21 protein-coding genes are annotated in these 25274 nt (G+C 71.1%); 16 read left to right on the top strand and 5 right to left on the bottom strand.

Features of this window, described 5'->3' with window-relative positions:
* Positions 1-28: 28 nt before the first annotated feature.
* Positions 29-1156, bottom strand: a complete 1128-nt coding sequence (locus KBX71_RS32165) for a cellulose binding domain-containing protein (RefSeq protein WP_210821477.1) — start codon at positions 1154-1156, stop codon at positions 29-31.
* A 222-nt stretch (positions 1157-1378) separates the two neighbouring features.
* Here KBX71_RS32165 and KBX71_RS32160 point away from each other — a divergent pair, with 222 nt between their 5' ends.
* Both KBX71_RS32160 and ctaD read left to right on the top strand, forming a co-directional pair.
* Entirely contained in the window at positions 1379-2485 is a 1107-nt protein-coding gene (locus KBX71_RS32160; RefSeq protein WP_196928141.1) for an FAD-dependent monooxygenase, read from the top strand.
* A 130-nt stretch (positions 2486-2615) separates the two neighbouring features.
* Positions 2616-4373: a cytochrome c oxidase subunit I gene (gene ctaD, locus KBX71_RS32155; RefSeq protein ID WP_210821476.1), complete on the top strand. Its 1758-nt coding sequence runs from the start codon at positions 2616-2618 to the stop codon at positions 4371-4373.
* A gap of 251 nt (positions 4374-4624) precedes the next feature.
* Here the strand turns inward: ctaD and KBX71_RS32150 are convergent, their stop codons facing one another.
* Genes KBX71_RS32150 through KBX71_RS32135 form a run of 4 tightly spaced genes read right to left on the bottom strand, consistent with a single transcriptional unit; the run spans position 4625 to position 10504 of the window.
* The gene (locus KBX71_RS32150; protein WP_210821475.1) at positions 4625-5872 is read right to left on the bottom strand and encodes an MFS transporter; all 1248 of its coding nucleotides are present in this window, start codon (positions 5870-5872) and stop codon (positions 4625-4627) included.
* Positions 5873-5912: 40 nt separating this feature from the next.
* On the bottom strand, positions 5913-6494 hold the full coding sequence (locus KBX71_RS32145) for an isochorismatase family protein (RefSeq protein WP_210821474.1): 582 nt from the start codon (positions 6492-6494) through the stop codon (positions 5913-5915).
* Between the two features lie 28 nt (positions 6495-6522).
* Positions 6523-7809 (bottom strand): nicotinate phosphoribosyltransferase, encoded by a 1287-nt coding sequence (locus KBX71_RS32140; RefSeq protein WP_210821473.1) that lies wholly within the window; start codon positions 7807-7809, stop codon positions 6523-6525.
* Between the two features lie 16 nt (positions 7810-7825).
* On the bottom strand, positions 7826-10504 hold the full coding sequence (locus KBX71_RS32135; protein ID WP_210821472.1) for a LuxR C-terminal-related transcriptional regulator: 2679 nt from the start codon (positions 10502-10504) through the stop codon (positions 7826-7828).
* A 193-nt stretch (positions 10505-10697) separates the two neighbouring features.
* Between KBX71_RS32135 and KBX71_RS32130 the strand changes: the two genes are divergently transcribed.
* From KBX71_RS32130 to KBX71_RS32065, 14 genes are all read left to right on the top strand, one after another.
* Positions 10698-12248 carry a hypothetical protein gene (locus tag KBX71_RS32130; RefSeq protein WP_124820632.1) on the top strand — a complete coding sequence of 517 codons (1551 nt, stop codon included), beginning with the start codon at positions 10698-10700 and terminating at the stop codon, positions 12246-12248.
* 148 nt (positions 12249-12396) lie between these two features.
* Positions 12397-12687, top strand: a complete 291-nt coding sequence (gene clpS / locus KBX71_RS32125) for an ATP-dependent Clp protease adapter ClpS (RefSeq protein WP_030331276.1) — start codon at positions 12397-12399, stop codon at positions 12685-12687.
* Positions 12684-13184: a DUF2017 domain-containing protein gene (locus KBX71_RS32120; RefSeq protein ID WP_124820631.1), complete on the top strand. Its 501-nt coding sequence runs from the start codon at positions 12684-12686 to the stop codon at positions 13182-13184. The genes clpS and KBX71_RS32120 overlap by 4 nt, the downstream gene beginning before the upstream one ends.
* Positions 13185-13236: 52 nt before the next feature.
* Positions 13237-13725, top strand: coding sequence for a Mov34/MPN/PAD-1 family protein (locus KBX71_RS32115; RefSeq protein WP_124820630.1), 489 nt, complete (start codon positions 13237-13239; stop codon positions 13723-13725).
* A 66-nt stretch (positions 13726-13791) separates the two neighbouring features.
* Positions 13792-14178, top strand: a complete 387-nt coding sequence (locus tag KBX71_RS32110; protein ID WP_210821471.1) for a MoaD/ThiS family protein — start codon at positions 13792-13794, stop codon at positions 14176-14178.
* An 11-nt stretch (positions 14179-14189) separates the two neighbouring features.
* Entirely contained in the window at positions 14190-15155 is a 966-nt protein-coding gene (locus KBX71_RS32105; RefSeq protein ID WP_210821470.1) for a PLP-dependent cysteine synthase family protein, read from the top strand.
* Between the two features lie 223 nt (positions 15156-15378).
* Positions 15379-16122: an MBL fold metallo-hydrolase gene (locus KBX71_RS32100; RefSeq protein WP_124820627.1), complete on the top strand. Its 744-nt coding sequence runs from the start codon at positions 15379-15381 to the stop codon at positions 16120-16122.
* Positions 16123-16231: 109 nt separating this feature from the next.
* Entirely contained in the window at positions 16232-17374 is a 1143-nt protein-coding gene (locus tag KBX71_RS32095) for a glycosyltransferase family 1 protein (RefSeq protein WP_210821469.1), read from the top strand.
* Positions 17371-18540, top strand: coding sequence for a glycosyltransferase (locus KBX71_RS32090; protein ID WP_307847441.1), 1170 nt, complete (start codon positions 17371-17373; stop codon positions 18538-18540). Before KBX71_RS32095 ends, KBX71_RS32090 begins: the two co-directional genes overlap by 4 nt.
* A gap of 9 nt (positions 18541-18549) precedes the next feature.
* Complete coding sequence (rph, locus tag KBX71_RS32085) at positions 18550-19275, top strand: ribonuclease PH (RefSeq protein ID WP_210821468.1); 726 nt, start codon at positions 18550-18552, stop codon at positions 19273-19275.
* Complete coding sequence (gene rdgB / locus KBX71_RS32080) at positions 19272-19892, top strand: RdgB/HAM1 family non-canonical purine NTP pyrophosphatase (RefSeq protein ID WP_210821467.1); 621 nt, start codon at positions 19272-19274, stop codon at positions 19890-19892. The genes rph and rdgB overlap by 4 nt, the downstream gene beginning before the upstream one ends.
* 110 nt (positions 19893-20002) lie before the next feature.
* Positions 20003-21274, top strand: coding sequence for an alginate lyase family protein (locus KBX71_RS32075; RefSeq protein ID WP_247684472.1), 1272 nt, complete (start codon positions 20003-20005; stop codon positions 21272-21274).
* 193 nt (positions 21275-21467) lie between these two features.
* Positions 21468-23009 (top strand): glycosyltransferase family 39 protein, encoded by a 1542-nt coding sequence (locus KBX71_RS32070; protein ID WP_210821466.1) that lies wholly within the window; start codon positions 21468-21470, stop codon positions 23007-23009.
* A 158-nt stretch (positions 23010-23167) separates the two neighbouring features.
* Positions 23168-25228 carry an acyltransferase family protein gene (locus KBX71_RS32065; RefSeq protein WP_210821465.1) on the top strand — a complete coding sequence of 687 codons (2061 nt, stop codon included), beginning with the start codon at positions 23168-23170 and terminating at the stop codon, positions 25226-25228.
* The last annotated feature ends 46 nt before the right edge of the window (positions 25229-25274 follow it).

The raw sequence follows: 25274 nt of genomic DNA, 5'->3' as shown, positions 1-25274 counted from the left end.
CCCGATGGGGCCCGCCCCCACCGTCAGTTCACGAGCGGGAGCAGGTTGCCCCGTTGAGCGAGAAGCTGCTCGGGGACGAGTACGACCCGCTCAGTGACCCCTGGTAGCCGAAGCTGGCCGTGCCGCCGGGTGCGACCGACCCGTTGTGGCCGACGTTCCGGGCGGACACCGTCGACCCGCTCTGGCTCACCGTGGCGTTCCACGCGTTGGTGACGGTCTGCCCTCCGGGCAGGCTGTAGGACAGCGTCCAACCGTTGATCGCGCTGGAGCCGGTGTTGGTGATCTGCACGTCGGCCGTGAAGCCGTTGTTCCACGAGTTCGCCGTGTACTTCACCGCGCAGCTCGCGCCACCGCCCGGCGGCGGGGTCGTCGGAGGCGGGGTGGTGGGCGGCTGGCCGCCACCGTTGACGTTGGCCGAGAACGAGGTCACCGCCAGGCCGGCGCCGCCCTGCCACGGCTCGAAGCCAGCCTGGATGCTGGTCAGGTACCAGGAGTTGGTGATCGCGCCCCGGTTACGGGTGTCGTTGATGAAGTCCAGCACGCTGAAGTTCAGGCTGGAGATCGCCGACGACGCGACGTAGGAGATGACGTTGTTGGAACCGTTGCTGCCCCGCCAGACCTCCCAGGTGCGGCCGGCCAGGTTCGTCGTGCCGACGACCGAGCCGATGGGCTGGATCGGACCCTGTCGGTTGAGCCAGATCATGATCTCCATCTGGTTCACCCCGTCGCGCTTGGGCGACGGGTCCAGCCAGATGTCGTACGACGCGTTGTAGGTGGCGCCGCTGACGTAGCGGTAGGAGATGCTGCTGGTGGCGCTGCTGATCGAGCTCACCTGGATCGGCAGGTTCGTGCCGGGGGAGCAGTTGGTGTAGTGACAACCGAAGAACACCGAGGGGTACGCCGTCGGCGCCCCGTTGGTGGGGCTGCTGCCGTTCAGGGTGGTGATCTCGAAGCCGTTGTTTGTGGCATTGATGCACTGCTGGGCGGTGGTGCCCCAGCGGTTGTTCTGCACCACGTAGCGGCCCTGGATGACGGTCGAGCCGTACTGCTCGCAGATCTGGGTGTCGGCGGAGGCGCTGCCGCCGAGGGCCACTGCCACCAGTGAACTGGCGACCAGCAGCCCGGCGGCGGCCAGGGCCCGAAGTTGACGTTTCATGACACTCCTTGACTCGGCGCGTGCCGGGCGCCGGATGTGGTGGGGCGGTGCGGGAGCGCTCCCACGCTCAACGACACATTTACATGTCTGAAACTGGTGCGCAACCGTGCCTAGCAAACTGGTGGCTGGGGGCGGGCCGATCGGGCCTGGTGTGCGCCGATCGCTCCGAGTAGCGTGTTGCCTCCAACGCGTGCCGTTCCCCCTCCGGAGGCGTACACCACCATGGGTGGCTCCCCCCTGCGCATCCTCGTCGTCGGCGCGGGCATCGCCGGCCTGGCCGTAGCCCGGGCGCTGCGCCTGGCGGGTTTCCGGCCCGACGTCACCGACAAGCTGCCACCGGGGGAGTCCACCGAGACTGGTCTCTACCTGCCCGGCAACGCCGCCCGCGCACTACACCGGCTCGACCTGCACGACCCGGTCCGGCCGATCGGGCAGGTGATCCGCCGGCAGCGGTTCTTCGACGCCGCCGGCGCGCAACTCTGCGAGGTCGACCTCGACACCCTCTGGGCCGGGGTCGGCGAGTGCCGGGCGCTACCCCGGGCCGACCTGCACCGGGTGCTGCTCAGTGGCGCCGGCGGCGCCGTCCGACACGGCGCCGAGGTCCGCACCCTGGACCTGCTCCCGGGCGCGGTCGGCGTCACCTTCACCGACGGCACCACCACGGAGTACGACCTGGTCATCGGCGCCGACGGGCCACGCTCCTCGGTCCGTGCCCTGGCCGCGCTCGGTGGGCCTCCGCGCCCGGTCGGGCAGGTGGTCTACCGGGCCGTCCTGCGCGACGGCCCACCGGTCACCGAATGGACCGCGCTGCTCGGCCAGCGCTCCGGCTTCCTCATGGTGCCGATCGGTGCCGGGCGGCTGCACCTCTACGCCGACGAGGCCGGCACCGAGGAACCCGCCGACCCGCTGGCCCGGCTGCGGGACCTCTTCGCCGACTACCGCGGCCCGGTACCCGAGGTGCTGGCGGCCCTCGACGAGGTGCACGTCGGGATCACCGACGAGGTGGAGTTGGGCCGCTGGTACCGGGGCCGTGTCCTGCTGGTCGGCGACGCGGCGCACGCCACCGCGCCGACGCTGTCGCAGGGTGCGGCGATGGCGTTGGAGGACGCCGTGGTGCTGGCCGAGTCGCTGCGCGCCGCCAACAGCGTGGACGCGGCGCTCGTGGCGTACGAAAGTCGGCGGCGTCCGCGTACCCGATGGGTGCGGGACCGGACCCGGGACCGCAACCGGACCAGGGACGTGCCGCCGGCGCTGCGCGACCCGCTGCTGCGCGGACGCGGCGACCGGATCTTCGGGGATCACTACCGACTTCTGCTCGGCCCGCTGTAGCCCCGTTGGAGATCGTGTCACGCCACCCCACGCGGCGCTGCGACCTGCCGGGGACTATCCTCCTTGCGGATGACGGCCCGCCGATAACCAGCGTGTGCCGAGCGGGACAACCGAGAACCGGAGGCCACTCGTGACCACCGTCGCACCCAAGCCGGTCGTGACCCGGCCCTGGCCGGTCCGGGAGCCGGTCAAGGGGTCGGCCTTCGCGCGGCTGCTGCGAACCACGGACGCGAAGCAAATCGGGATCATGTACATGATCACCGCGTTCGTGTTCTTCATGATCGGTGGCCTGATGGCCCTGATCATGCGGGCAGAGCTGGCCCGACCCGGGCTGCAGTTCCTGTCGCCCGAGCAGTACAACCAGCTCTTCACGATGCACGGCACGATCATGTTGCTGTTCTTCGCGACGCCCATCGTGTTCGCGTTCGCGAACTACATCGTGCCGATCCAGATCGGCGCGCCCGACGTCTCCTTCCCCCGGCTGAACAGCTTCGCCTACTGGCTGTACCTGTTCGGCGGGACGATGGCGACCGCCGGGTTCCTCACCCCGGGCGGCGCCGCCGACTTCGGCTGGTTCGCGTACGCGCCGCTGAGCAGCGTCGAGCACTCGCCCGGCGTCGGCGCCAACATGTGGATCATGGGTCTGGCCATCTCCGGCCTGGGCACCATCCTCGGCGCGGTGAACATGATCACCACGGTGCTGACCCTGCGCGCGCCCGGCATGACCATGTTCCGGATGCCGATCTTCACGTGGAACATCCTGGTCACCAGCCTCCTGGTGATCCTGGTCTTCCCGCTGCTGGCCGCCGCGCTCTTCGCGCTCGCTGCGGACCGCATCCTCGGCGCGCACGTGTACGACCCCGCAACCGGTGGGCCAATGCTCTGGCAGCACCTGTTCTGGTTCTTCGGGCACCCCGAGGTCTACATCGTCGCGCTGCCGTTCTTCGGCATCATCAGCGAGATCATTCCGGTCTTCTCCCGCAAGCCGATCTTCGGCTACAAGGGTCTGGTCGCCGCGACCGTCGCGATCGCCGCGCTCTCCATGAGCGTCTGGGCGCACCACATGTTCGCCACCGGCCAGGTGCTGCTGCCGTTCTTCAGTTTCCTGAGCTACCTGATCGCCGTGCCGACCGGTATGAAGTTCTTCAACTGGATCGGCACCATGTGGCGGGGCCAGATCAGCTTCGAGACGCCCATGCTCTGGGCGGTCGGCTTCCTGGTCACCTTCCTCTTCGGTGGTCTCACCGGTGTGCTGCTGGCCAGCCCGCCGATCGACTTCCACGTGTCGGACTCGTACTTCGTGGTGGCGCACTTCCACTACGTGCTCTTCGGCACCATCGTGTTCGCGGTCTTCGCCGGCATCTACTTCTGGTTCCCGAAGATGTTCGGCCGGATGCTCGACGAGCGCCTGGGCAAGGTGCACTTCTGGCTCACCATGATCGGCTTCCACACCACGTTCCTGGTGCAGCACTGGCTCGGTGCCGAGGGCATGCCCCGCCGGTACGCCGACTACCTGCCCAGCGACGGCTTCACCACGCTGAACACGATCTCCACGATCGGCGCGTTCGTCACCGGTATCTCCACGCTGCCGTTCATCTACAACTGCTGGAAGTCGTACAAGACCGGCCCGGTGGTCGAGGTGAACGACCCCTGGGGTCACGGCAACTCGCTGGAGTGGGCGACCAGCAGCCCGCCGCCGCTGCGTAACTTCGACCGCATGCCGCGGATCCGCTCGGAGCGGCCGGCGTTCGACATGAAGTTCCCGGAGCTGGCCGCCGGCCAGAGCCTGGCCGGCCCGCCGGAGGGTGGCGCCAAGCCGCTCACCAGCGAGTCGGACGGCGGAGCCAGCTACCGCGAGGACACCGCGAGCGACGTCGACAGGCACTGACGCTCAAGCCCAGCAGTACGACGGGCGCTGCCCCCGGGACACCGGGAGCGGCGCCCGTCGCCATGTCCATTACTCGGCGTGGCTCGGCGTCTGCTCGGCTCGGCTCGAGGCAAGCCATGTCCCTAGTAAGCCTGATGTCTGTGAGTCATCGTGATGACTCACAGACATCAGGCTCACCAACATGTATGCCTGCCGGCTGCCCTGGGGACACTACGATCCGGGGACCATCAGTTCCGCTGCGGCGGCGGCCGTCAGTGGACTGCGGGGGTGAGGTCGGCCTCGACGGGCGGCGGGGTGGCCGCGGCGGCGTTGCGGCGGCGGCGCAACTCGATCGGAAGCACCACCAGGGTGACCAGCGCGCCGAGCGCACCGGTCACCACGAAGCCCCAGAGTGGCGCGCTGGCGTCGATCACCGCGCCGGCGAGCGGTGCGCCGACCGCGATGCCGACGGTGACCGCGGAGCCGTGCAGACCCATGGCCTCACCGCGTACCTCGGCCGGAACCAGGCGGCTGACGGTGTCCGAGCCGGCCGCGATGGTTGGCGCGCACAAGGCGCCGGCGGGTATCAGCGCCAGGCACAGCAGCCACCAGTGCGCACCGCCCAGCCCCACCGGAATTGTGCACAGGGCCAGCGCGGCGGTCAGTGCCAGCGGGGAGAACGAGCGGTGGACGGCCCCGTAGGCGAAACCACCCACCAGCGAGGCGACCGCCCAGATGGCCAGGACCACGCCGGTCCAGCCGACGTCGCCGCTGGCCCGCAGGACGGCGACCACCGCCACGTCGGTGCCACCGAGCACGAGAGTCGCGGCGGCGCTGAGCGCCAGCACGGCGAGCAGTCGGGGTGTCAGCCACTCCCGGCGTGGTAACCGGCGCCGTGGGCCGGTGGGCTCGGCAGCACCTCGGATCGGCGGGTTGACCAGCCACAGGGCGATCCCTGCGGCGACGATGCCGGCACCGACCAGATACATGGTGGTCTGCGCGGAGATCGCGGTGACCAGGGCCACCGCCAACGCCGGGCCGATCATGAAGGACAGCTCGACCGACATGGAGTCCAGTGCGTAGGCCGGGCGGCGTTGGTCTTCGGGGACCAGCGCGGCGATCGACTGACGGACCACGGAGAAGATGGGCAGGGCCAGGGATCCGGCCACGAAGGCGGCCGGCAGGAGGACGGGGTACGTCAGCGAGGGCGCGACGGACCAGAAGATCGCCTCGGCGATCCCGGTGAGGACCAGGACCGGGCGCAGTCCTCGCCGGTCCACGAGTCGGCCGAGCAGTGGCCCGCCGATCGCCGCGCCCACGGTGACGGCCGCGCCCACCAGGCCGGCCGCCCCGTAGCCCCGATCAAGATCGAGCACCACGTGGAAGGTGAGCGTCACCCCCGTCGCGGTGAGCGGGATGCGGGCGAGGACGGCGACCACCAGCAGCGACCGCAGGCCGGGCAGGGCAAGCGCCCGCCGGTAAGGCTTCATGTTCACGTGGGTCCGTACCTCCGGCGACATCTTCGACCGGCGATGGCCCCTTGGCCAACCAATTAGCGCCCTATGCGGCCCTGATCACAGGCTGGCCGTGCATGATCACCCCGGCGCCGTCCATCGCGCGGACGGCCACGTCGGTGGTCGCCGGGGCGACGGCGGCGGTCAGTTCGAGCAGCACGGTGGTGGCGAAACCCTCCCGGGCGGCGTCCAGCGCTGTCGCCCGGACGCAGTGGTCCGTGGCGATGCCGACCACGTCGACCCGGTCCACGTCGTGTCGACGCAGCCAGTCGGCCAGGCACTCGCCGTCGTCGGCATGCCCCTCGAAACCGGAGTACGCCGCCGCGTGCTCGCCCTTGTGGAAGATCGCCTCGACCCGGGCAGTGTCCAGTTCGCTGTGGAATTCCGAACCGGTGGTGCCGACCACGCAGTGCCGGGGCCAGGACTCCACGAAGTCCGGCGGATCGCCGAAGTGGGCACCCGGGTCGACGTGGTAGTCCTTGGTGGCGACCACGTGCGCCCACCGGTCCGGCTCGGAGGCGAGCAACCGGGAGATGCCGGCAGCCACCCCTGCGCCGCCGGCGACGGCCAGCGAGCCGCCCTCGCAGAAGTCGTTCTGCACGTCCACGATGATCAGCGCGTTGGCCATCGGGGGGTTTCCTCTCTCGGTGATCGAGTCAGCCAGCGGGTACGACTGTGACCGGCACGGCCGGGTCGCCGGCCGAGAGCTTCAGCCCCTCCCACGGGATGGAGATCAGACACTCCCGCAGGTGCTCTCGTGACTCGTCGAGCGTGGGCAGCCGCACCGGCTCACCGGAGACCACGTACGACTGCTGGAGCAGGCGGTCGTTGGGCTGCCGATCCGGAACGCCCTGCGGAACGATGACCTCTTCGGTGGCGGTGCCGGTCGGCTTGTGCCGGCGGACCGCGACCTTCCGGCCGCCGATGGTCGCCTTGTGCTCGGAACGCTTCACCACCGGCCGTCCCTCGACCTCGACCAACTTGTAGACAAGCCCGGCGGTCGGCGCCCCGGAGCCGGTGACCACTGCCGTGCCGGCGCCGTACATGTCCACCGGTTCGGCGGCCAGCGCCGCGATCGCGTACTCGTCCAGGTCGCCGGAGACGATGATCTTGGTTTCGGTGGCGCCCAGCGAGTCGAGCAGCTCCCGGGACTGCTGAGCGATCACCGCGAGGTCGCCGGAGTCGATTCGTACCGCCCGCAGCTCCGGGCCGGCCACCGCTATCGCGTTGCGGATGCCCTGGCTGATGTCGTACGTGTCGACCAGAAGCGTGGTGTCCTTGCCCAGCGTGGCGACCTGCGAGGCGAACGCCGCCCGCTCGTCGTCGTGCAGCAGGGTGAACGCGTGCGCCGCCGTGCCCGCCGTCGGGATGCCGTAGCGCGCACCGGCGGCGAGGTTGGAGGTGAACCGGAACCCGGCCAGGTACGCGGCCCGCGCTGCGGCCACCGCCGCCTCCTCGTGCGCCCGCCGCGACCCCATCTCGATAAGTGCCCGGCCCCGCGCCGCGGTCACCATCCGGGCTGCCGCCGCAGCCACCGCGCTGTCGTGGTTGAGCACGGACAGCGCCAGCGTCTCCAGCACCACGCACTCGGCGAAACCGCCGGAGACGGTGAGGATCGGTGAACCGGGGAAGAACAGCTCGCCCTCGGCGTACCCGTCGACGTCGCCGGTGAAGCGGTAGTCGGTGAGCCAGGCCGCCGCCGTCTCGTCGACCACCCCGGTCCGGAGCAGGAACTCGACCTCGGCGGGGTCGAACCGGAAGTCGCGGATCAACTCGATCAGCCGGGCCGTCCCGGCGACCACGCCGTACCGGCGGCCGCTCGGCAATCGGCGGCTGAACACCTCGAAGACACACCGGCGGTCGGCGGTGCCGTCCTTCAATGCCGCGCTGACCATGGTCAGCTCGTAGTGGTCGGTCAGGAGCGCGGGGCGGTGGATGCTCACCGCCCCAGCCTAAGGTTCAGCTCGCGTCGCCGCCGTCGTGGCCCGGGATAGAGCGCAACGCCGCCCACAGCTCGGCCCGGCCGGTGACCCCGAGCTTGGCGTAGATCCGTTGGAGGTGGTTCTCCACTGTGCGCGCCGACAGGTAGAGCCGTTCGGCGATGGCCCGGCTGGGGGCGCCGTGCGCGGCGAGGCGGGCCACCTGCCACTCCCGCTCGGTGAGCACTGGAGCACCGGCCTGGAGCGCGGGGGTCCGGATCAGGTCACAGCGCCCGAGCAACCCGGCGAGGCGCTCCCGGGCGTCGTTGGCCGCAGCCGAGTGTTGGCGGCGCAAGCGCTGGGCGGCCTGGGAGGTGGCCTCGGCGGCGTACACGGTCAACTCCAGGGTGGCGTAGTCGTCGGCGACCGCGAGTAGATCGGTGGGGGAGTCGGTCACCGCGGCGCGGGCGTGCCGGGCCAGTAGCGGCGGGAGCACCCCGTCGACCCGCTCGGAGAGCTCGGCGAGGCGCTGCGCGACGGTGCGCCGGCCACCGTCGGAGCAGGTGGGCCCGACTGCCATGCCCGCCTGGTCCAGTCGGACGAGGTCGTGCAGGACATGCACCTCGTGCCCGGCGAAGCCGTCCGAGCGCAGCCGATCCACCAGGTCGCCGAGGTGTTTGATCGCGCCCGGCAGGTCACCCGACGCGGCGAGCGACGCGCCCCGAGCCTGCTCCAGCCACGGGTAGAGCACCGCCATGCCCGGTGCGTGGGTGCGGTCGGCCTCGGCCATCGCCGCGACCGCCTGCGCGGCGTCACCGCGCAGCGCCGCCGACTGGGCGCGTTCGGCCTGGGCCAGACCGGCGTAGACCCGACTCGTGGCGAGCACCGCGCAGGCGCCCAGGGAGGTCCGCATGGCCGCGTCGCTCTGCCCGCGCAGCCGGGCCGCGTACGCCTGGAGGATGGCCAGGTAGCCGGTGCCGAGGCGGAAGTCGCCGGCTCCGGCGAGGTCGGCGAACTCGTCGGCCACGATCGCGTCGATCCCGACCAGGTCGCCGGTGAGCATGAGTCGGGTGCCTCGGGCCAGCTCCAGAGCCAACTGGAGGTACGGCATGTCGGTGCGCCAGCTCGCCGCGGCCGAGTGCACCTGGGCGATCGCCGTACCGCTGCGGGTCAGCTCGCCCTGTGCGGCCTGGACGTACGCGATTGTGGAACGGGCCAGTTCGCGGGCGGCGACGCCGGCCGCCGGCCGGTCCAGAACCTGTCGGCTGAGCTTCACCGCGGTGGCGGTGTCCAGTCGGTGCAGGCGCATGATCGCCTCGAAGGCGTGCACCCGGGACCGGTCGGCGGAGTCGCTGAGCTGCTCGACCCGGCTCGCGATCTCCTCCACCGTGGACTGCCGGCTCAGCCCCCAGTAGCTGACCATGCCGCGTACGGTCAGCCAGCGGCAGAGCCGCCGCTCGTCGCCCGGCTCGGGAGTGACCGCGTCGAGGACGTCGATCGCCTCGTCGGGGCGGTCGGCGAACATCAGGATGGTGGCCAGCAGTTCCGCCGCGTCGTAGCCGCCGTCGGCGTTCAGCGCGGCCCGCGCCAGGCGGGTCGCCAGCGGCACGTCGTAGCGGGTGAACGCCTGCACCGCGGCGTCCAGCAGCAGGGCCGGATCCTGTGCGGTGCCCGAGTCGAGTCGCCAGACGGCCACCCGCAGCAGGTCGTCGCGGCGGCGCTTGCCGACCTGCTCGAGCAGCTCGGCGAGGTGTGCCTGAAGTCGGCGGGTGCGGCTGACCGGGCAGCGCCGGCGCATCACCTCGCCGTAGAGCGGGTGCGCCAGCCGGACGTTTGTGCGCCGGTCGTGCTGAACCACGGTGATCAGCCCGCGTTCCTCGGCGGTCTCCACGTCCGACTGGTCGGCGGCCTGCTTCAGGAGGTGCAGACCCAGCGGTTCGCCGAACGCGACAAGCTCGACGACAGCGCGGACGCCGTCGGTGAGTTTGCCGACCCGGGTGTCGATGAGGTCGGTCAGACTGGGCGCCAGCTCCAGCCGCCCGGTCCACTTCCAGATCCCGTACGTGCGCTTCAACTCGGCGCTGCCGTTGGCGGCGTGCACCAGCTCGCGCAGCAGTAGAGGGTTGCCGGCCGACAGCCGACCGAGCCGGTCGGCAGAACCGGCGTCGACCGGGCCGCCCAGGATCGCCGCCAGCAGGTCGGTGGTCTCCGCCTGGGGCATCGGGGTCAGCTCGACGTGCTCGACCAGGTCGTCGGTCCAGAGTGCGCGGATCGGCAGCGGGATCTGCTCGCCGTCGCGCAGGGTGCCGACCACTGTGGCGTTCTCGGCGCGGGCGACGAGGTGCACCAGTGCGGCCGAGGGTGGGTCGAGCAGGTGGGCGTCGTCGATGGCGAGCACGATCCGTCGGCCGGCCGCCTGCTGTTGCAGCACGTTGAGCGCCCAGCGCAGCACGCCGGCGGGGGAGAGACCCTGGGGCTGCTCGGCGGGGAGGACCTGGACCAGCCCGCCGAACGGCAGCGCCGCCGTGGTGGCGCTGGCGGCGATGGACCAGATCGCGAACCGGTCGGTGGGCAACGCGCCCACGCCCTCGCGCAGCAGCCGACTCTTGCCGATGCCAGCGCTGCCGCTGAAGAAGAGCCCGCGGCCGGCCTCGCCGGTCACCGCCTCCAGCAGGCGGTTGAGCTCATCCGTGCGGCCGACGAACTCCCATCGACTCATCCGCGCAGCATATCGATCGGAATCCGTCCGCGCCCGTAGCGTCACCGTACGAAGTTGAGTAGTCGCACAATTACCGGTGAGTATTCTGGGTGTTCCGCCCGGTCGCCAGCCCGGCCGTAGTCTTCCGACATCCGGTTCACGCACCGGGATTTTCGCGAACGGACCTTTGGTCACCTGCAACGGGAGGCACCTGATGAAGCAGGGCCCTCTCCCCTCGGTCGACTCGCCGGACGACATGACCGGCCCGACCGACCTACCCGTCTGCGGTCCGCTCCCCACCCGGGTCGGCGCGGCCGGCCCCGCCCCGGACGAGCCGCTCGGTGTGGTCGCCGTCGGCCCGGCCGGTGCCGAGCGGCGTGCCGTGCTCGCCACCCTGCTCGGGCTCGACCCGGTCATGCTCACCGTGCCGGCCGGCAGCTGGTTGGTGGTGCGCAACGCCAAGGTGCCCACCCGGGCGGCGTTCGTGCCCGGTTACCGCCTGCCGCACTCGTACGGCGCGGACCGGGACGCCGCCGGTCCGGCGTTGGCCCGCCCGCCCCGGCGTGTCGAGCTGAGCGTGCCCGAGCCACTGCTGCGGCACTTCACCCTGATCGACGTTCCGGACACCGCCACACTTGGCGTGTCCGGCACCCGGGTGCTGCTGGAGGCGGCGGGCCGGGCCGGCGCGCTGCTCTTCGTGATCGCCGCCGACCAGGCTTTCACCGCCGCCGAGTTGAATCTGCTCGCCGAAGTCGCCCCGACCTCGGTGGAGGTCGTCTTCGCGGTCACCCCCGGCGCGGCGGGTTGGGCTCCGCTGGCCGACGGCGCGGCGACTACGGAGGGCGCGGGGGCGTCCGTCCCGCCGGTCGGGGGTGCGGAGACCGAGGTGGATGCGGTCGCGGTGACGGTGGAGGCACATCGGGCGGCGCTCCTGGCCGCGGTGCCGGCGCTGGCCGGCGCGCGGTGGTTCCCGGTCGACGACGCCGACACCGCCGCCGACCTGCGGCGGGCGCTGGTGGGTTGGGCGTCGCGTGAGGGGTTGCAGCGGGCCAGCGTCGACCCACCGGTCCTGCCGGGCCAGCAGGGCCGCGTCGCGGTGGTTGCCGATCCGGGCGACTGGTCCGAACGGCTCGACCGCCACGCCCGCTCGTGTGCTCAACGGATCCGCCAGCATCTCGCCCTGGAGTTGGCGAACATCCACCTCCGGGCCGTTCAGGAGATCGTGTTCGGAGTCGGCTGTGCCGGCCTCCCGGATCTCCTCGATCGGGAGATGGCGGCGTTGTCGTTGTTGGCGACCGCGCAGTGCGATCAGGCGGTGCGCGGCATCGTGACCGACGTCGCGTCCCGGGTGCTGGGCGCGCCGCCGGCCGAGGGCGTGCGCCGTCGCATCGCGGCCGCCGTGCAGTACGGCCTGGCCGATCACCGGCCCGGCCACGAATTGGACAAGGTGCTGTTGATCACCAGCACGGCCGGCGTGGCCGAGCTGACCGGCGCGGAAGCGATCGACGCTGCCGCCAGCTATCCGTCGGCGTCCCGTGACGAGGTGCTCCCACCGGTCGCGGTGGCGCTCTCCGGCGGGTGTTGGCAGCAGTGGCGTGCCCCCGGCAACGCCGACCACAGCGCGGCGCGGGCCTGGTCCCAGCGGGCGGTACGCGAGGTCGAGCTGGGGCTGTCCAGGGAGATCTCCCGACGGTTCGAGGTGATCCGCCTCTCGCTGGGCGTGGTGCTCTCCGATGCAGTCGATCACGGCATCCTGCTCGCCTGACGGCGCGCCCACCGGTTGGTGCGGGTCCGGGCCGGACCCCGGCTCCGATGGCGTGCGGGGCGGGTCGGGAGTGCCCGGGGTGGGCGATCCGCGCCGGGCCGGCGTTCCGGTTCCTCGGTTCCGGGAAACCGGTGGCACGATGGGGGGCATGGCGGCTCCGCAGGTTGTACCGGTCGAGACGCCGGACACTGACGAGGTGCCGGCGTCCGACCGGCAGTGGGTGACCATCGTGTGGGACGACCCGGTCAACCTGATGACGTACGTGACCTGGGTTTTTCAGAAGCTTTTCGGCTACAGCCGGGAGAGGGCCGAACAGCTGATGCTGGACGTGCACCACAAGGGCCGTGCCGTGGTTTCCACAGGCGCCCGGGAGCGGATGGAGCACGACGCGTCGCAGCTGCACGCGTACGGGCTGTGGGCGACGGTGGACAGATCATGAGCATGTTCCGGCGCCAGGCCGGCCACTACGTCGCCGTCTTCGCCGTCGACGAGGTGCGCGTGCTGCGCAAGGTCGCCTCCGAGGTGGTGGGTCTGCTCACCGATGGCTTCGACCACACCGACCCGGTCGTCGGTCGGCTCTTTCCGGCGGTCTACCCGCAGGATGCTCCGGGCACCGCCGAGTTTCGCCGCTACACCGAGGGCGACCTGAAGACCTCGAAGATCGATCAGGCGGGGGCGATCCTGGCCGCGCTGCCGGACGACGCCGGCGGCGAGGTGCGGCTGGACGCCGAGGCCGCCGAGGCGTGGTTGCGGGCGCTGAACGACGCCCGGCTCGCGATGGGTGTCCGCCTGGAGATCAAGGACGGCACGGATCTGGGCGAGGAGTTGGACGACGCGGTCGCCGAGGACCCGGGTTCCAGCCGGGTGTTCCAGCTGTCGGTCTACGCCTATCTCGGGTATCTACAGGAGTCGCTGCTCAACGCCTTGATCGACTAGGGGTGACCGGCGCCACTTCGGCAGGTGCTCGGCAGGCGTTAGGCTGGTGCACGTGCTGAGCATCGACCGGTCGATCATCGACGCGATCGTCGCCCACGCGCGCCGGGATCACCCCGATGAGGCGTGCGGCGTGGTCGCCGGTCCCGTCGGCAGCGACACCCCGACCCGGCACATTCCGATGGACAATGCCGCGCGGTCGATGACCTTCTACGAGTTCGACTCGATGGAGCACCTGCGCGTGTGGCGGGAGATGGACGACCGGGACGAGGAGCCCGTCGTCATCTACCACTCGCACACCGCCACCGAGGCGTACCCGTCACGGACGGATGTCTCCTTCGCCGGTGAGCCGGGGGCGCACTACCTGCTCGTCTCGACCCGTGAGCCCGACTCGGAGGAGATCCGCTCGTTCCGGATCGTCGACGGCGTGGTCGCCGAGGAGCCGGTCCGTGTCGTCGAGGCCGGCGTCGACCCGCACGCCGTCCAGTCCTACATGTTCGGGCAGAGCCCGGCGACTGTCGATTACGAGTGTTCCGGCCGCTGACCTGTCAGCGCCGCAGCCCGTCTCGTCCCGTCACCGTAGGCACACCCGATCGAGGAGTTCGACGTCATGGCTATTGAGGTTCGCATCCCCACCATCCTGCGCAGCTACACCGGCGGCGCCAAGGTCGTCGACGGCGCCGGCGACACGCTCGCCGATCTGCTCACCGACCTGGATTCCCGGCACGGCGGTCTGCGCGGCCGGCTGATCACCGACGCGGGCACGCTGCACCGCTTCGTCAACGTCTACGTCAACGACGAGGACGTCCGCTTCCTCGGCGCGCTGGACGCGAAGCTCTCCGACGGCGACAGCGTCACCATCCTGCCGGCCGTGGCCGGCGGCGCGTTCGGCTTCGCCGCGGCAGCGGCGATCAGCTCGCACAGCGCCGCGGCAGCGGCGATCAGCTCGCACAGCGCCGCCGCCGTGGTGGCCGGCGACGCCGTCGCGGCTCGCTGAGGTCGGCCGCCATGGCGCGGTACGACAGCCTGCTCGACGCCTGCGGGGGCACGCCGCTGGTCGGCCTGCCCCGACTCTCCCCGACGGTGCCCGAGGGGGCCCCTCCGGTGCGGCTCTGGGCCAAGCTGGAGGACCGAAACCCCACCGGCAGCATCAAGGACCGCGCGGCGCTGTTCATGGTCCGGGCGGCGGAGGAGGCTGGCCGGCTCCGCGCGGGTGACACCATCCTCGAACCGACGAGTGGCAACACCGGCATCTCGTTGGCGATGGTGGCCAAGCTGCGCGGCTACCGGCTGGTCTGCGTGATGCCGGAGAACGTCTCCACCGAGCGGGTCCAGCTGCTCCGGATGTACGGGGCCGAGATCATCTTCTCGTCGGCGGCGGGTGGTTCCAACCAGGCGGTCGCCACGGCCAAGCAGATCGCCGTCGAGCACCCCGACTGGGTGATGCTCTACCAGTACGGCAACGAGGCGAACGCGCGGGCGCACTACGAGACGACCGGGCCGGAGCTGCTGCACGACCTGCCCAGCATCACGGACTTCGTGGCCGGTCTGGGCACCACCGGCACCCTGATGGGCACCGGGCGTTACCTGCGGGAAAAGGTCGAGGGCATTCAGGTCGTGGCCGCCGAGCCGCGCTACGGCGAGTTGGTCTACGGCCTGCGCAACATCGACGAGGGGTACGTGCCGGAGCTCTACGACGCCTCGGTGCTCTCCCGGCGGTTCTCGGTCGGCACCCGGGACGCGGTGTTGCGCACCCGCCAGCTGGTGGAGGTGGAGGGCATCTTCGCCGGGTTCTCCACAGGTGCCATCCTGCACGCCGCGCTCGCTGTGGCGCATGAGGCGGTTCGCGACGGCCGGCGGGCCGACGTGGCCTTCGTGGTCTGCGACGGCGGATGGAAGTACCTGTCCACCGGCGCGTACGGCGGCACGCTCGCCGATGCCGAGGACGCTCTGGAGGGGCAGCTCTGGGCCTGACCGATCTGGTCTCCCGACTACGGGCCGTCGACATTCGTCGACGGCCCGTTCGCTGCCCGGCGTACCGCGAGCAGGTGTCACGTTCGTGACAACTTCCGTTGGATGATTCTTGCTGCCGGGCGTGCCAGCGTAGGCTGCGCAGCGTGGCGTACGCGTCGGTAGAGATCATGGCCGGGACCATCGCCGGCACGGATGCTACTGATAGTGACAGCGAGACCACTCGATGCGACTGACCGTTCTGGGAAGCGCCGGCAGCTTCCCTGGCCCCGAGTCGCCCTGCTCGGCCTACCTCGTCGAGGCCGACGGCTTCCGGCTCCTGGTCGACTTCGGCTCGGGGTCGCTGTCCAGCCTCCAGCGCTACGCGGGGTTGCACGCCCCGGACGCGATCCTGCTGACCCACCTGCACTGCGACCACATGTTCGACGCCGTGCTGTACGTGGTGGTGCGCCGGTACGCCCCGGACGGTCCCTACCCGGCGCTGCCGGTGTACGCGCCCGCCGGCGCGCCGGACCGGCTCAGCGCCGCGTACGGCGACGACGGCTCGGTGGAGGACGTGTACCAGTTCTACGCGCTCCAGCCGGGCACCTTCCCGATCGGCCCGTTCACGATCACCGTCGACCGGGTCAACCACCCCGTCGAGACGTACGGCGTGCGGCTGGAACACGACGGCCGTTCGCTGTGCTACTCGTCGGACACCGCGCCCTGTGAGGCGCTGCTGCGGCTGGCCCAGAACGCTGACGTGTTCCTCTGCGAGGCCAGTTACCTCGACGGCATGGACAATCCGCCGGATCTGCACCTGACCGGTCGGGAGGCCGGCGAGGCGGCGACCAAGGCCGCGGTGGGCCGACTGCTGCTCACCCACCTGGTGCCGGCCTGGGGCAGCGAGGCGCACACGCTGGAGTCGGCCGCCTCCGCGTACACCGGGCCGCTCGAGGTGGTCCGGCCCGGCGCCAGCTACGACGTCTGACGCGACGCGTCCGGTTCGCGGGGCCGGACCCCGGTCTTGTGCCGTACTGTTCGCCGGCCGGTCAACGGACTGTCGTCTGGCGCACCCGTGGCACCCGCACGGTGTGGGCATGCGGATCGCCATCGTGACCGAGTCGTTCCCACCGGATGTGAACGGCGTCGCGCACTCAGTGGTGCGGACGGCGGAGCACCTGCTCGACCGGGGCCATGAGCCGGTGGTCATCGCGCCCTCCCCGCCCGGCGGCCGGCAGGGCGTCGACCGGCTGCCGTACCCGGTGGTGCGCATTCCGAGCGTGCCGCTGCCCCGCTACCAGGGTTTCCGGCTGGGCGTGCCGACCAACGCCCGACTGACCGGGGCGCTGCTGTCGGCCGAGCCGGACGTGGTCCACCTCGCCAGTCCGTTCGTCCTGGGTGCCCGGGCGGCCACGCTGGCCAGCCGGCACGGGCTGCCCACGGTGGCCGTCTACCAGACCGATGTGGCGGCGTACGCCCGGGCGTACCGGGTGAGTTGGGGCGAGGCGGCGGCCTGGCGCCGGATCCGCGAGATCCACAATTCGGCGCAGCGCACCCTCGCCCCCTCGACCCGGGCCGCCGCCGACCTGATCGCCAATGGAGTGCAGCGGATCTGGCTGTGGCGGCGCGGCGTGGACGCCGTTCGCTTCGATCCGACCAAGCGGTGCGCGGCGCTGCGGGACCGGCTGGCGCCCGGCGGTGAGCTGCTGGTCGGCTACGTCGGTCGGCTCGCGCCGGAGAAGCGGGTGGAGTTGCTGGCGGCGACGTCCCGACTTCCCGGCGTACGGGTGGTGGTGGCCGGCGACGGTCCGACCCGCCGCCAGTTGGCGCGGGAGCTGCCCGGGGTGACCTTCCTGGGCGTGCAGCAGGGCGAGGAACTGGCGCGGCTCTACGCCAGCCTGGACCTGTTCGTGCACACCGGACCGCACGAGACCTTCGGCCAGACCATCCAGGAGGCCCTGGCCTCCGGGGTGCCGGTCGTGGCGCCGGCCAGCGGCGGCCCGGTCGACCTCGTCGACCACGGCGTGACCGGGCTGCTGGTGCCGCCGAACGACGGCGACGCGCTCGCCGCGGCGGTGGCCGAGCTGACCGGCGACGCCGACCGGCGGCGGGCCTACGGGCTGGCCGCCCGGGTCGCGGTCAGTCGCCGCAGCTGGGGGGCCGTCGGCGACGAGTTGATCGGGCACTACCACGCGGTACGCGCAGTTGCCGCCACCGTCGGCCTGCCGGCCGCGTCGTGACCGAGGCCGCCGGCGGGCTGCGGATCGTGCGGCTCGCCAACTTCGTCACGGAACGCTCCGGCGGCCTGCGGACCGCGCTGCGGCATCTCGGTGCGGGCTACCGGGCGGCCGGGCACGATCCGGTGCTGGTGGTACCCGGTCAGCGGGCCGCCGACGAGACGTACCCGTGGGGGCGGGTGATCACAGTGCCCGGGCCGCAACTGCCGGGCAGTGGCGGCTACCGGCTGCTGGCCGGCCGACGCCGGTTGGCCCGACTCCTCGCCGACCTGGCACCGGACCGGTTGGAGGTCTCCGACCGGTCGTCGCTGCGCTGGACGGGCCGGTGGGCGCGGGCGCACGGGGTGCCGTCGGTGATGGTGTCGCACGAGTCGCTGACCGGGCTGCTCGGCCAGTGGGGCGTGCCGGACGCGCTGCGCCGCCCGACCGCCGACCGCCTCAACCGGGCGACCAGTCGGGCGTACGACCGGATCGTCTGCACGACCCGATGGGCTGCCGAGGAGTTCGACCGGATCGGCGCCGACAACGTGGACCTCGTGCCGCTCGGGGTGGACCTGGACACCTTCTCCCCACACCGGGCCGACCCGCGGGTCCGCGAGCGGTACGCCGACTCCACCGAGTTGCTGTTGGTGCACTGCGCGCGGCTCTCCCCGGAGAAACGACCGGAGTTGGCCGTGCAGACCCTCGCCGAACTGCGCCGGGCGGGCGTACCGGCGGTGCTGGTGTTGGCCGGCGACGGCCCGCTACGCGGCGCGCTGGCCCGACGGGCGGCGGGGCTGCCTGTCACGTTCACCGGCTTCCTTCCGGACCGCGCCGCGGTGGCAGCGTTGCTGGCCAGCGCGGACGTGGTGCTGGCGCCGGGCCCGGTGGAGACCTTCGGCCTCGCCGGCCTGGAGGCGCTGGCCTGCGGCACTCCGGTGGTGGTCAACGCGGCCAGCGCGCTACCCGAGGTGGTCGGCGAGGCGGGGCTGGCGGCGTACGGCTCGGGGGTGTCGATGGCGGCGGCGGTGACCCGCCTGACGGCTCGGCCGGAGGCGCAGCGGCGGCGGGCCGCCCGGGCACGAGCCGAGGAGTTCGGCTGGCCGGCAGCGGTCGCCGGGTTCCTCGGCGTGCACGACGCGGACGTTCTCCGGGGCACCCCGAGCGAGGTGGATCGCCGCACCGCATAGGGTGCAGGCATGGCGCGACCTGACGGGCGAGGGCCCTCTCAACTTCGACCGGTGACCCTGACCCGTGCCTGGAGCACCCATCCGGAGGGCTCGGTGCTCGTCGAGTTCGGCGGCACCCGGGTGCTCTGCACGGCGAGCGTCACCGAGGGGGTGCCCCGCTGGCGCAAGGGCTCCGGGCTCGGCTGGGTGACCGCCGAGTACGCGATGCTGCCCCGGGCCACCAACACCCGCTCCGACCGGGAGAGCGTCAAGGGTCGGGTCGGTGGCCGCACCCACGAGATCTCCCGGCTGATCGGCCGCAGCCTACGGGCCAGCATCGACCTCAAGGCGCTCGGCGAGAACTCGGTAGTCCTCGACTGCGACGTGCTCCAGGCAGACGGCGGCACCCGCACGGCAGCGATCACCGGCGCGTACGTCGCGTTGCACGACGCGGTGGGCTGGCTCGCCGCTCGGAAGGCGTTGGCCGGCAAGCCGGAGAAGGTGATGCACCGCTCGGTGGCCGCGGTCAGCGTGGGGATCATCGCGGGGGAGGCCCGGCTCGACCTCTGCTACGAGGAGGACGTCGCCGCCGAGGTGGACATGAACGTGGTGTGCACCGGCGCGGGCGACTTCGTCGAGGTGCAGGGCACCGGCGAGGCGGGCGTGTTCGCCCGCGACCAGCTCGACGCCCTGCTCGACCTGGCCGTCGCCGGCTGTGCCGAGTTGGCCGAAGCCCAGCGAAAGGTTCTGGCATGAACAGGGTCCTGCTTGCCACCCGTAATCGGAAGAAGCTGGTTGAGCTGCAGCGGATCCTGGACGGCGCGCTCGGCGCGCACCGGATCGCCCTGCTCGGGCTGGACGACGTCGAGCAGTACGCCGAGCTGCCGGAGACCGGCCTGACCTTCGGCGAGAACGCGCTGATCAAGGCGCGGGAGGGTTGCCGGCAGAGTGGGCTGCCCACCATCGCCGACGACTCCGGGCTCGCTGTCGACGCGCTCAACGGGATGCCTGGGGTGTTCAGCGCCCGCTGGTCCGGCCAGCACGGCAACGACGGGGCGAACCTTCAGCTGGTGCTGGATCAGATCGCCGACGTGCCGGACGAACAGCGGGCGGCCTCGTTCGTCTGCACTGTGGCGTTGGTGCTGCCCGGCGGCAAGGAGCACCTCGTCGACGGCCGGCAGTCCGGGCGGGTGCTGCGCGCACCGCGCGGTGACGGCGGGTTCGGCTACGACCCGATCTTCCTGGGCGACGGGCAGGACCGGACCAACGCCGAGCTGACCCCGGCGGAGAAGGACGCCATCAGCCACCGGGGCAAGGCGTTGCGCGAGTTGGCCAAACTGGTCGCCAAGGTGCTGCCGCCGTCCACAGACTGAGACCGGGCTTGTCCGGTTGTCAGTGACGGGTGGCGAAGCGATCGGTCGATGACATGTACTGATCTCGGGAGTCCGGAGCATCCGGGTAGGCAGCTTGTCGGGGAGACGGGATGGCATGGGCCGGTAGGCGCGGCGTGCTGGCGGCACTGATGGGCCTCGGCCTCCTGGCCGTCAGCGGTGGTCTCCTGGCCTTCTCGGCCGACGAGCCGGAGAGCGAAGCGGCGCGAGCCGCCTGGCTCGTCGACCCCATTCCGCCGGCGCCACCGTTGACCGAGTCGCGCGATCCCCGCAGCGGGTTCGTCCATCCTGGTGTGTTGGTGAGCAGCGAGCAGTTGAACTTCGTGAGCCGCAAGGTCAGGGCTGGCGAGGAGCCCTGGCGATCGGCCTGGCTCGCCATGCAGCGCAGCCAGTACGCCGAGCTGTCCTGGCGCCCACGACCGATGTCCACGGTGGACTGTGGCTTCTACTCCCAGCCGGACGCCGGATGTACGGCAGAGGCCGAGGACGCGGTGGCCGCGTACACGCATGCGTTGATGTGGTGCTTCACCCGTGACCGCAGGTACGCGGAGAAGGCCATCGACATTTTGGACGCCTGGTCGGGCGTGCTCAAGAAGCACACCAACTCCAACGCGCCGCTCCAGGCGGGTTGGGCGGGGGCGACGTTCGCACGAACCGCAGAGCTGATCAAGCACACCTACACCGGCTGGGATCCCGCATCGTTGGCCCGCGCCCAACGGATGCTCCGGACGGTCTACCTGCCGGCCGTGCTCGCCGGCACCAACGGCACCAGGGCGGGGAACTGGGAGCTGATCATGCTCGATGCTGCGGTCGGCATCTCGGTCTTCCTCGACGATCGCGCCTCGTTCCTCAAGGCGACTGAAAAGTGGCGGCTACGCCTGCGGGCGTATGTCTACCTGAGTGGCGACGGACCCATGCCGTACGCGCCGCCCGGTGATGCCTTCACGAAGTCGCAGCTCACCGACTACTGGGGCGGGCAGACCCCGCTCGTCGACGGGCTCGCACAGGAGACTTGCCGAGACTTCCTGCACACCGGTTGGGGTCTCGCGGCGGCGGCGCACGTTGCCGAGACGGCGTGGATCCAGGGCCGCGACCTGTATGCCGAGGCGCGCGAGCGGTTGACCCGTGCTTTGGAGTTCCACACCGGGTTCGAGCTGGGCAAGTCGGTGCCGCCCTGGCTGTGCGGTGGTCGGCTCGTGACGGGGTTGGCGCCCTCGCCCGAGATCGCCTTCAATCACTACACCACCAGGATGAAGCGCGACCTGCCGAACACCAGGCGGGTGGTGGAGGCGGACCGGCCCGCCGGACCGCCCGCCTACTTCTACGCCTGGGAGACGTTGACCCACGCCGGAAACCCGAACTGACCGCACCGCGGATCCCCGCCACCGCGACCAGCTCGGATCGCTGTGACTCCGTCAACGCGCCCTGGTCGGCCCGGGTCGACCAGCGGCACCCCGTGGCTGATCCCGTCCGAGGGCGTCTAGGCTACGCAGCTGCGAGCCACACCCCGGACGGCGCCCGCCGTGCCGGCAAGCCCGATCCGAAGGACCCGGACGCATGGTCGAGTTGGCCCCCCTCGCCAGTTCGCCGGAGGTGACCGCCGCAGACCCGGTACGCGCGGAAGCACGGCGTCCCGCTGCCCTGCCGGATCAGGTGGCGCGCTGGATGGTGCCGATCGTGCCCGCCCTCGCCGCGTTCCTCATCGCGCTCTACGGTGTCGGCCGCCGGCAGCTCTGGCGTGACGAGATCGCCACGTGGGCGGCGTCAACGAAGTCCCTGGAGGGGCTGCGGGGTCTGGTGGAGGTGACCGACGCGGTCATCGCCCCCTACTACCTTCTGATGCACGGGTGGATCGCCGTGTTCGGCGAATCGGAGGCGTCCCTGCGGATGCCGTCCGTTCTCGCGGTGGCGCTCACCGCCTCGCTGGCCGCGGTCATCGGCCGGAAGCTGTTCGACCCGACGACTGGACTGCTCGCTGGTCTGCTCGTCGCCGTGATGCCAACCATCTCCCGGTACGCCCAGGAGACGCGCCCCTACGCTCTCGCCGCCGCGGCGGTGGCGCTGGCGACCCTGCTGCTCCTGCGCGCGACGGAGCGGCCGACGTGGTTGCGGTGGCTCGCGTACGCCCTCGTGGTGGCCGCGGCCGGGTTGTTGCACATGGTCGCGTTGCTGTTGTTGCCGGCGCACCTGGTGTACGTGCTGAGCCTTCGCCAAAAGAAGGTCATCGTGCGCTGGTTCCTGGGGGCGACCGCGGGTGTCATCCCCGTTCTTCCCCTCGCCTGGAAGGGGTCTGAGCAGGCCCAACAGGTGTCGTGGATCCCGGAGGCCACCTGGGAGAGCACCGGCAACGAGATCGTGCGGGTGACGGGCAGCGTCACGGTCAGTGCGCTGATCGTCGGGCTGGCCCTTCTTGGCGCAGCGACGCTCGGCCGTCGCGGTGCTCTGCTCGGCACCTGGGCCGTCGCGCCGTTCTACGTGCTGCTCCTCATCTCGCCGGTGGCGGCGCTACTCATCCACCGGTACGTGCTGTTCACCCTGCCGGCATGGTGCCTGCTGGCCGTCGTGGCCGTGACCCGGCACGTGCAGCCAGCGCCCGATACGGCGACGTCACCGGCGACCGGCGCGGCGACGGCACCCTGGCGGCGACGCGTGGTGCCGGCGATGCTGGTCTTGCTGTGTGCCGCTTTCGCGCTGCCGACGCACGTGGAGAACCGAGGCAACGTCGTGCCGGGCGAGCCAGATCTGCGGGGCGCGGTCGCGGTCCTCGCGACGGACGCCACCGTCGGCGACGCGCTCGGAATCCATGCCGCATACGCCAGCCGACTACAGGACGGCGTGAACTACTACCTGCGCCGGACCGCGGGTCCGAGACTGGACACCGTCTTCACGGCTTGGCCCGGCGGCGTCCCAACGTACGCCCAGACCTGCCGAAACGGGGAGTGCCTCAGCTCCGCCAAGCGGCTGTGGCTGATCAGCGGGCCGACCCAGGTTGACCTGCATCCGTCACTGAAGCCGCAATTGGCCGGCTTCGAGCAGGCCCGGGTGGTTCAGCTCACCGGGGTCACGGTGTCGCTCTGGCTGCCCACGGGACGCGTCTGACCACGGTCGGGACAGCGTGTCCGAAGGGGACGCACATCGGACCGACGCTCCCCGGATAGAGGAACGGCCCGACAACCGTATACCCTCGCCGTCGCCACCACCCGTGGCGGTGTGGCCGCTGCACGCCACCCTTACCCCTACCGACGCGGTGAGGCACAGTGACGGATTCGAAGCAGACCGCTCGTGGGCTTCTGCGACCGGAGATCCAGGCATTGCGGGCGCTCGCGGTGCTGCTGGTGCTGCTGTTCCACTTCTGGCCGCACCGGATCCCGGGCGGATACGTCGGCGTCGACGTCTTCTTCGCGATCAGTGGCTTCCTCATCACCGCCCACCTCGTACGGGAGGTGGAGAAGAACGGCTCGGTCCGCCTCCGTACCTTCTGGGCGCGCCGGATCCGGCGTCTGCTGCCGGCCTCCCTGCTCGTGCTCGTCGCCACCGCGGGGGCCGTCTTCATCTGGGTGCCGCAGCTCTACTGGCCACAGATACTCCGGGAGATCGCGGCAGCGACGGTCTACGTCGAGAACTGGCAACTGGCGCACGACGCCGTGGACTACCTCGCCGCGGAGAACGTCCGGTCGCCGGTACAGCACTACTGGTCGCTGTCCGTGGAGGAGCAGTTCTACCTGGTCTGGCCCCTCCTGATCGTCCTCGCCGTCCTGGTCGCCCGCCGGGTCCGGCGGACGGACCCGATCGGCGCGATCCGGGTCACGCTGGGTCTGATCCTCGTGGCCTCGTTCGCCTACTCCGTCTACGAGACGTCCGCGAACAGCGCCGCGGCCTACTTTGTGACGCCCACCAGGGCGTGGGAGTTCGGGGCCGGCGCGATGCTGGCGACCCTGCCGGGGCTCGGACGGTCGGCGAGTGACAGTACTCGGGCGGCGGTCTCCTGGCTGGGGCTGCTCCTGATCGGCGCCGCCGCTTTCGTCCTCCATTCCGGGACACCGTTCCCGGGCTACGCCGCGGCGCTGCCCGTCGTCGGCACGCTCGCCGCCATCTGGGCCGGCGCCCCCAGCCCGCGCTGGTCTCCGCTGCGGCCGATGGCGTCGACGCCGGTGCAGAAGCTCGGCGACTGGTCGTACTCCATCTACCTCTGGCACTGGCCGCCAATCGTGATCTTCGAACTGGCGACCGGCGACAAGATGACCTGGCCGGTGAAGCTCGTCGTCATCGCCGGTGTGGTGGTGTTGGCCGCGCTTACCAAGCGTCTCGTCGAGGACCCGGTGCGGTTCGGCCTGTTCAGCGGTGGGCGGCGGCTGTGGCCGCAGTACGCGGCTGCCACTATGTCGATGGTGCTGGTGCTGTCCGTCGTCGTCGCCGGTAACCAACTGCTCGAACAGAGCAGTCAGGCGAACAAGTCGCGTCTCGAGCAGTTGATGGCCATGGGCACGCCGTGCCTCGGTGCGAACGCCATGGTCGAGGCGCAGCGTTGCGAGGACGGTGCCCTCGGCCAGGAGTTGTTCCCCGAGATGTCGATGCTCACGAAGGACACGGGTTCCGCCTACGGATGCTATGACCAGGAGCCGGGCGCCACGCTCACGTCGTGTCGTGTCGGTTCGCAACGGGCCGACGCGACACGTGTCGCGCTCGTGGGCGACTCGCATGCTGCCATGCTCATCCCCGCCATCGAGGGGCAGCTCAACTCCCGGAACTGGGCGGTCGACACCTACGTCGCCCGTGGCTGCATCTGGGCGAAGGTGGATGCGGCAGATCAGTCCGACTCGTGCTACGCGCGACGGCACGCGATGATGGATCGGCTCGGCGGCGGCCCGAAGTACGACTTCGTCATCGTGACCGGCAAGCGCAATATGAGCGTCAACCCCCAGGCGGCGGCCGGCCAGATCCGCAGGTACGTCGAGGCGTGGCGTCCGGTGCTGGAGCGGGGAACCAGGATCGTCGTGGTGGTGGACAACCCGGCGCTCGGCGCGACAGACCTCGGCTGCCTGGTGGACGACACGGCCAACGGCGGGGACCCGACGCGGTGCGCGGTCGACCGGAAGGGCGCGCTCGGCACCCGGGACGCCCTCGAGGAGGCCGCGAAGCGGACCGACGGCAAGGTGCAGATGGTCGACCTGACCGATCTGTTCTGCACCGAGACCCAGTGTCCGTTGGTGATCGGTAACGTCATCGTCTACCGCGACGCGCACCACATGACGGCGACCTACGCGCGGACCCTTGGACCCCATCTCGTCGAGCGTGTCGCGGCACGTCTCGCGCCCTGACGCGCAGCCCGCGAGGCAGCACACCGCGCGCCGCGTGCCGACGGTC

The sequence above is a fragment of the Micromonospora sp. D93 genome (assembly GCF_018070365.1).
In the GTDB taxonomy this organism is placed as follows: Bacteria; Actinomycetota; Actinomycetes; order Mycobacteriales; family Micromonosporaceae; genus Micromonospora; species Micromonospora ureilytica.
The sequence above is the reverse complement of the archived record's forward strand: the minus strand, read 5'-3'. Positions and strand labels throughout refer to the sequence as shown.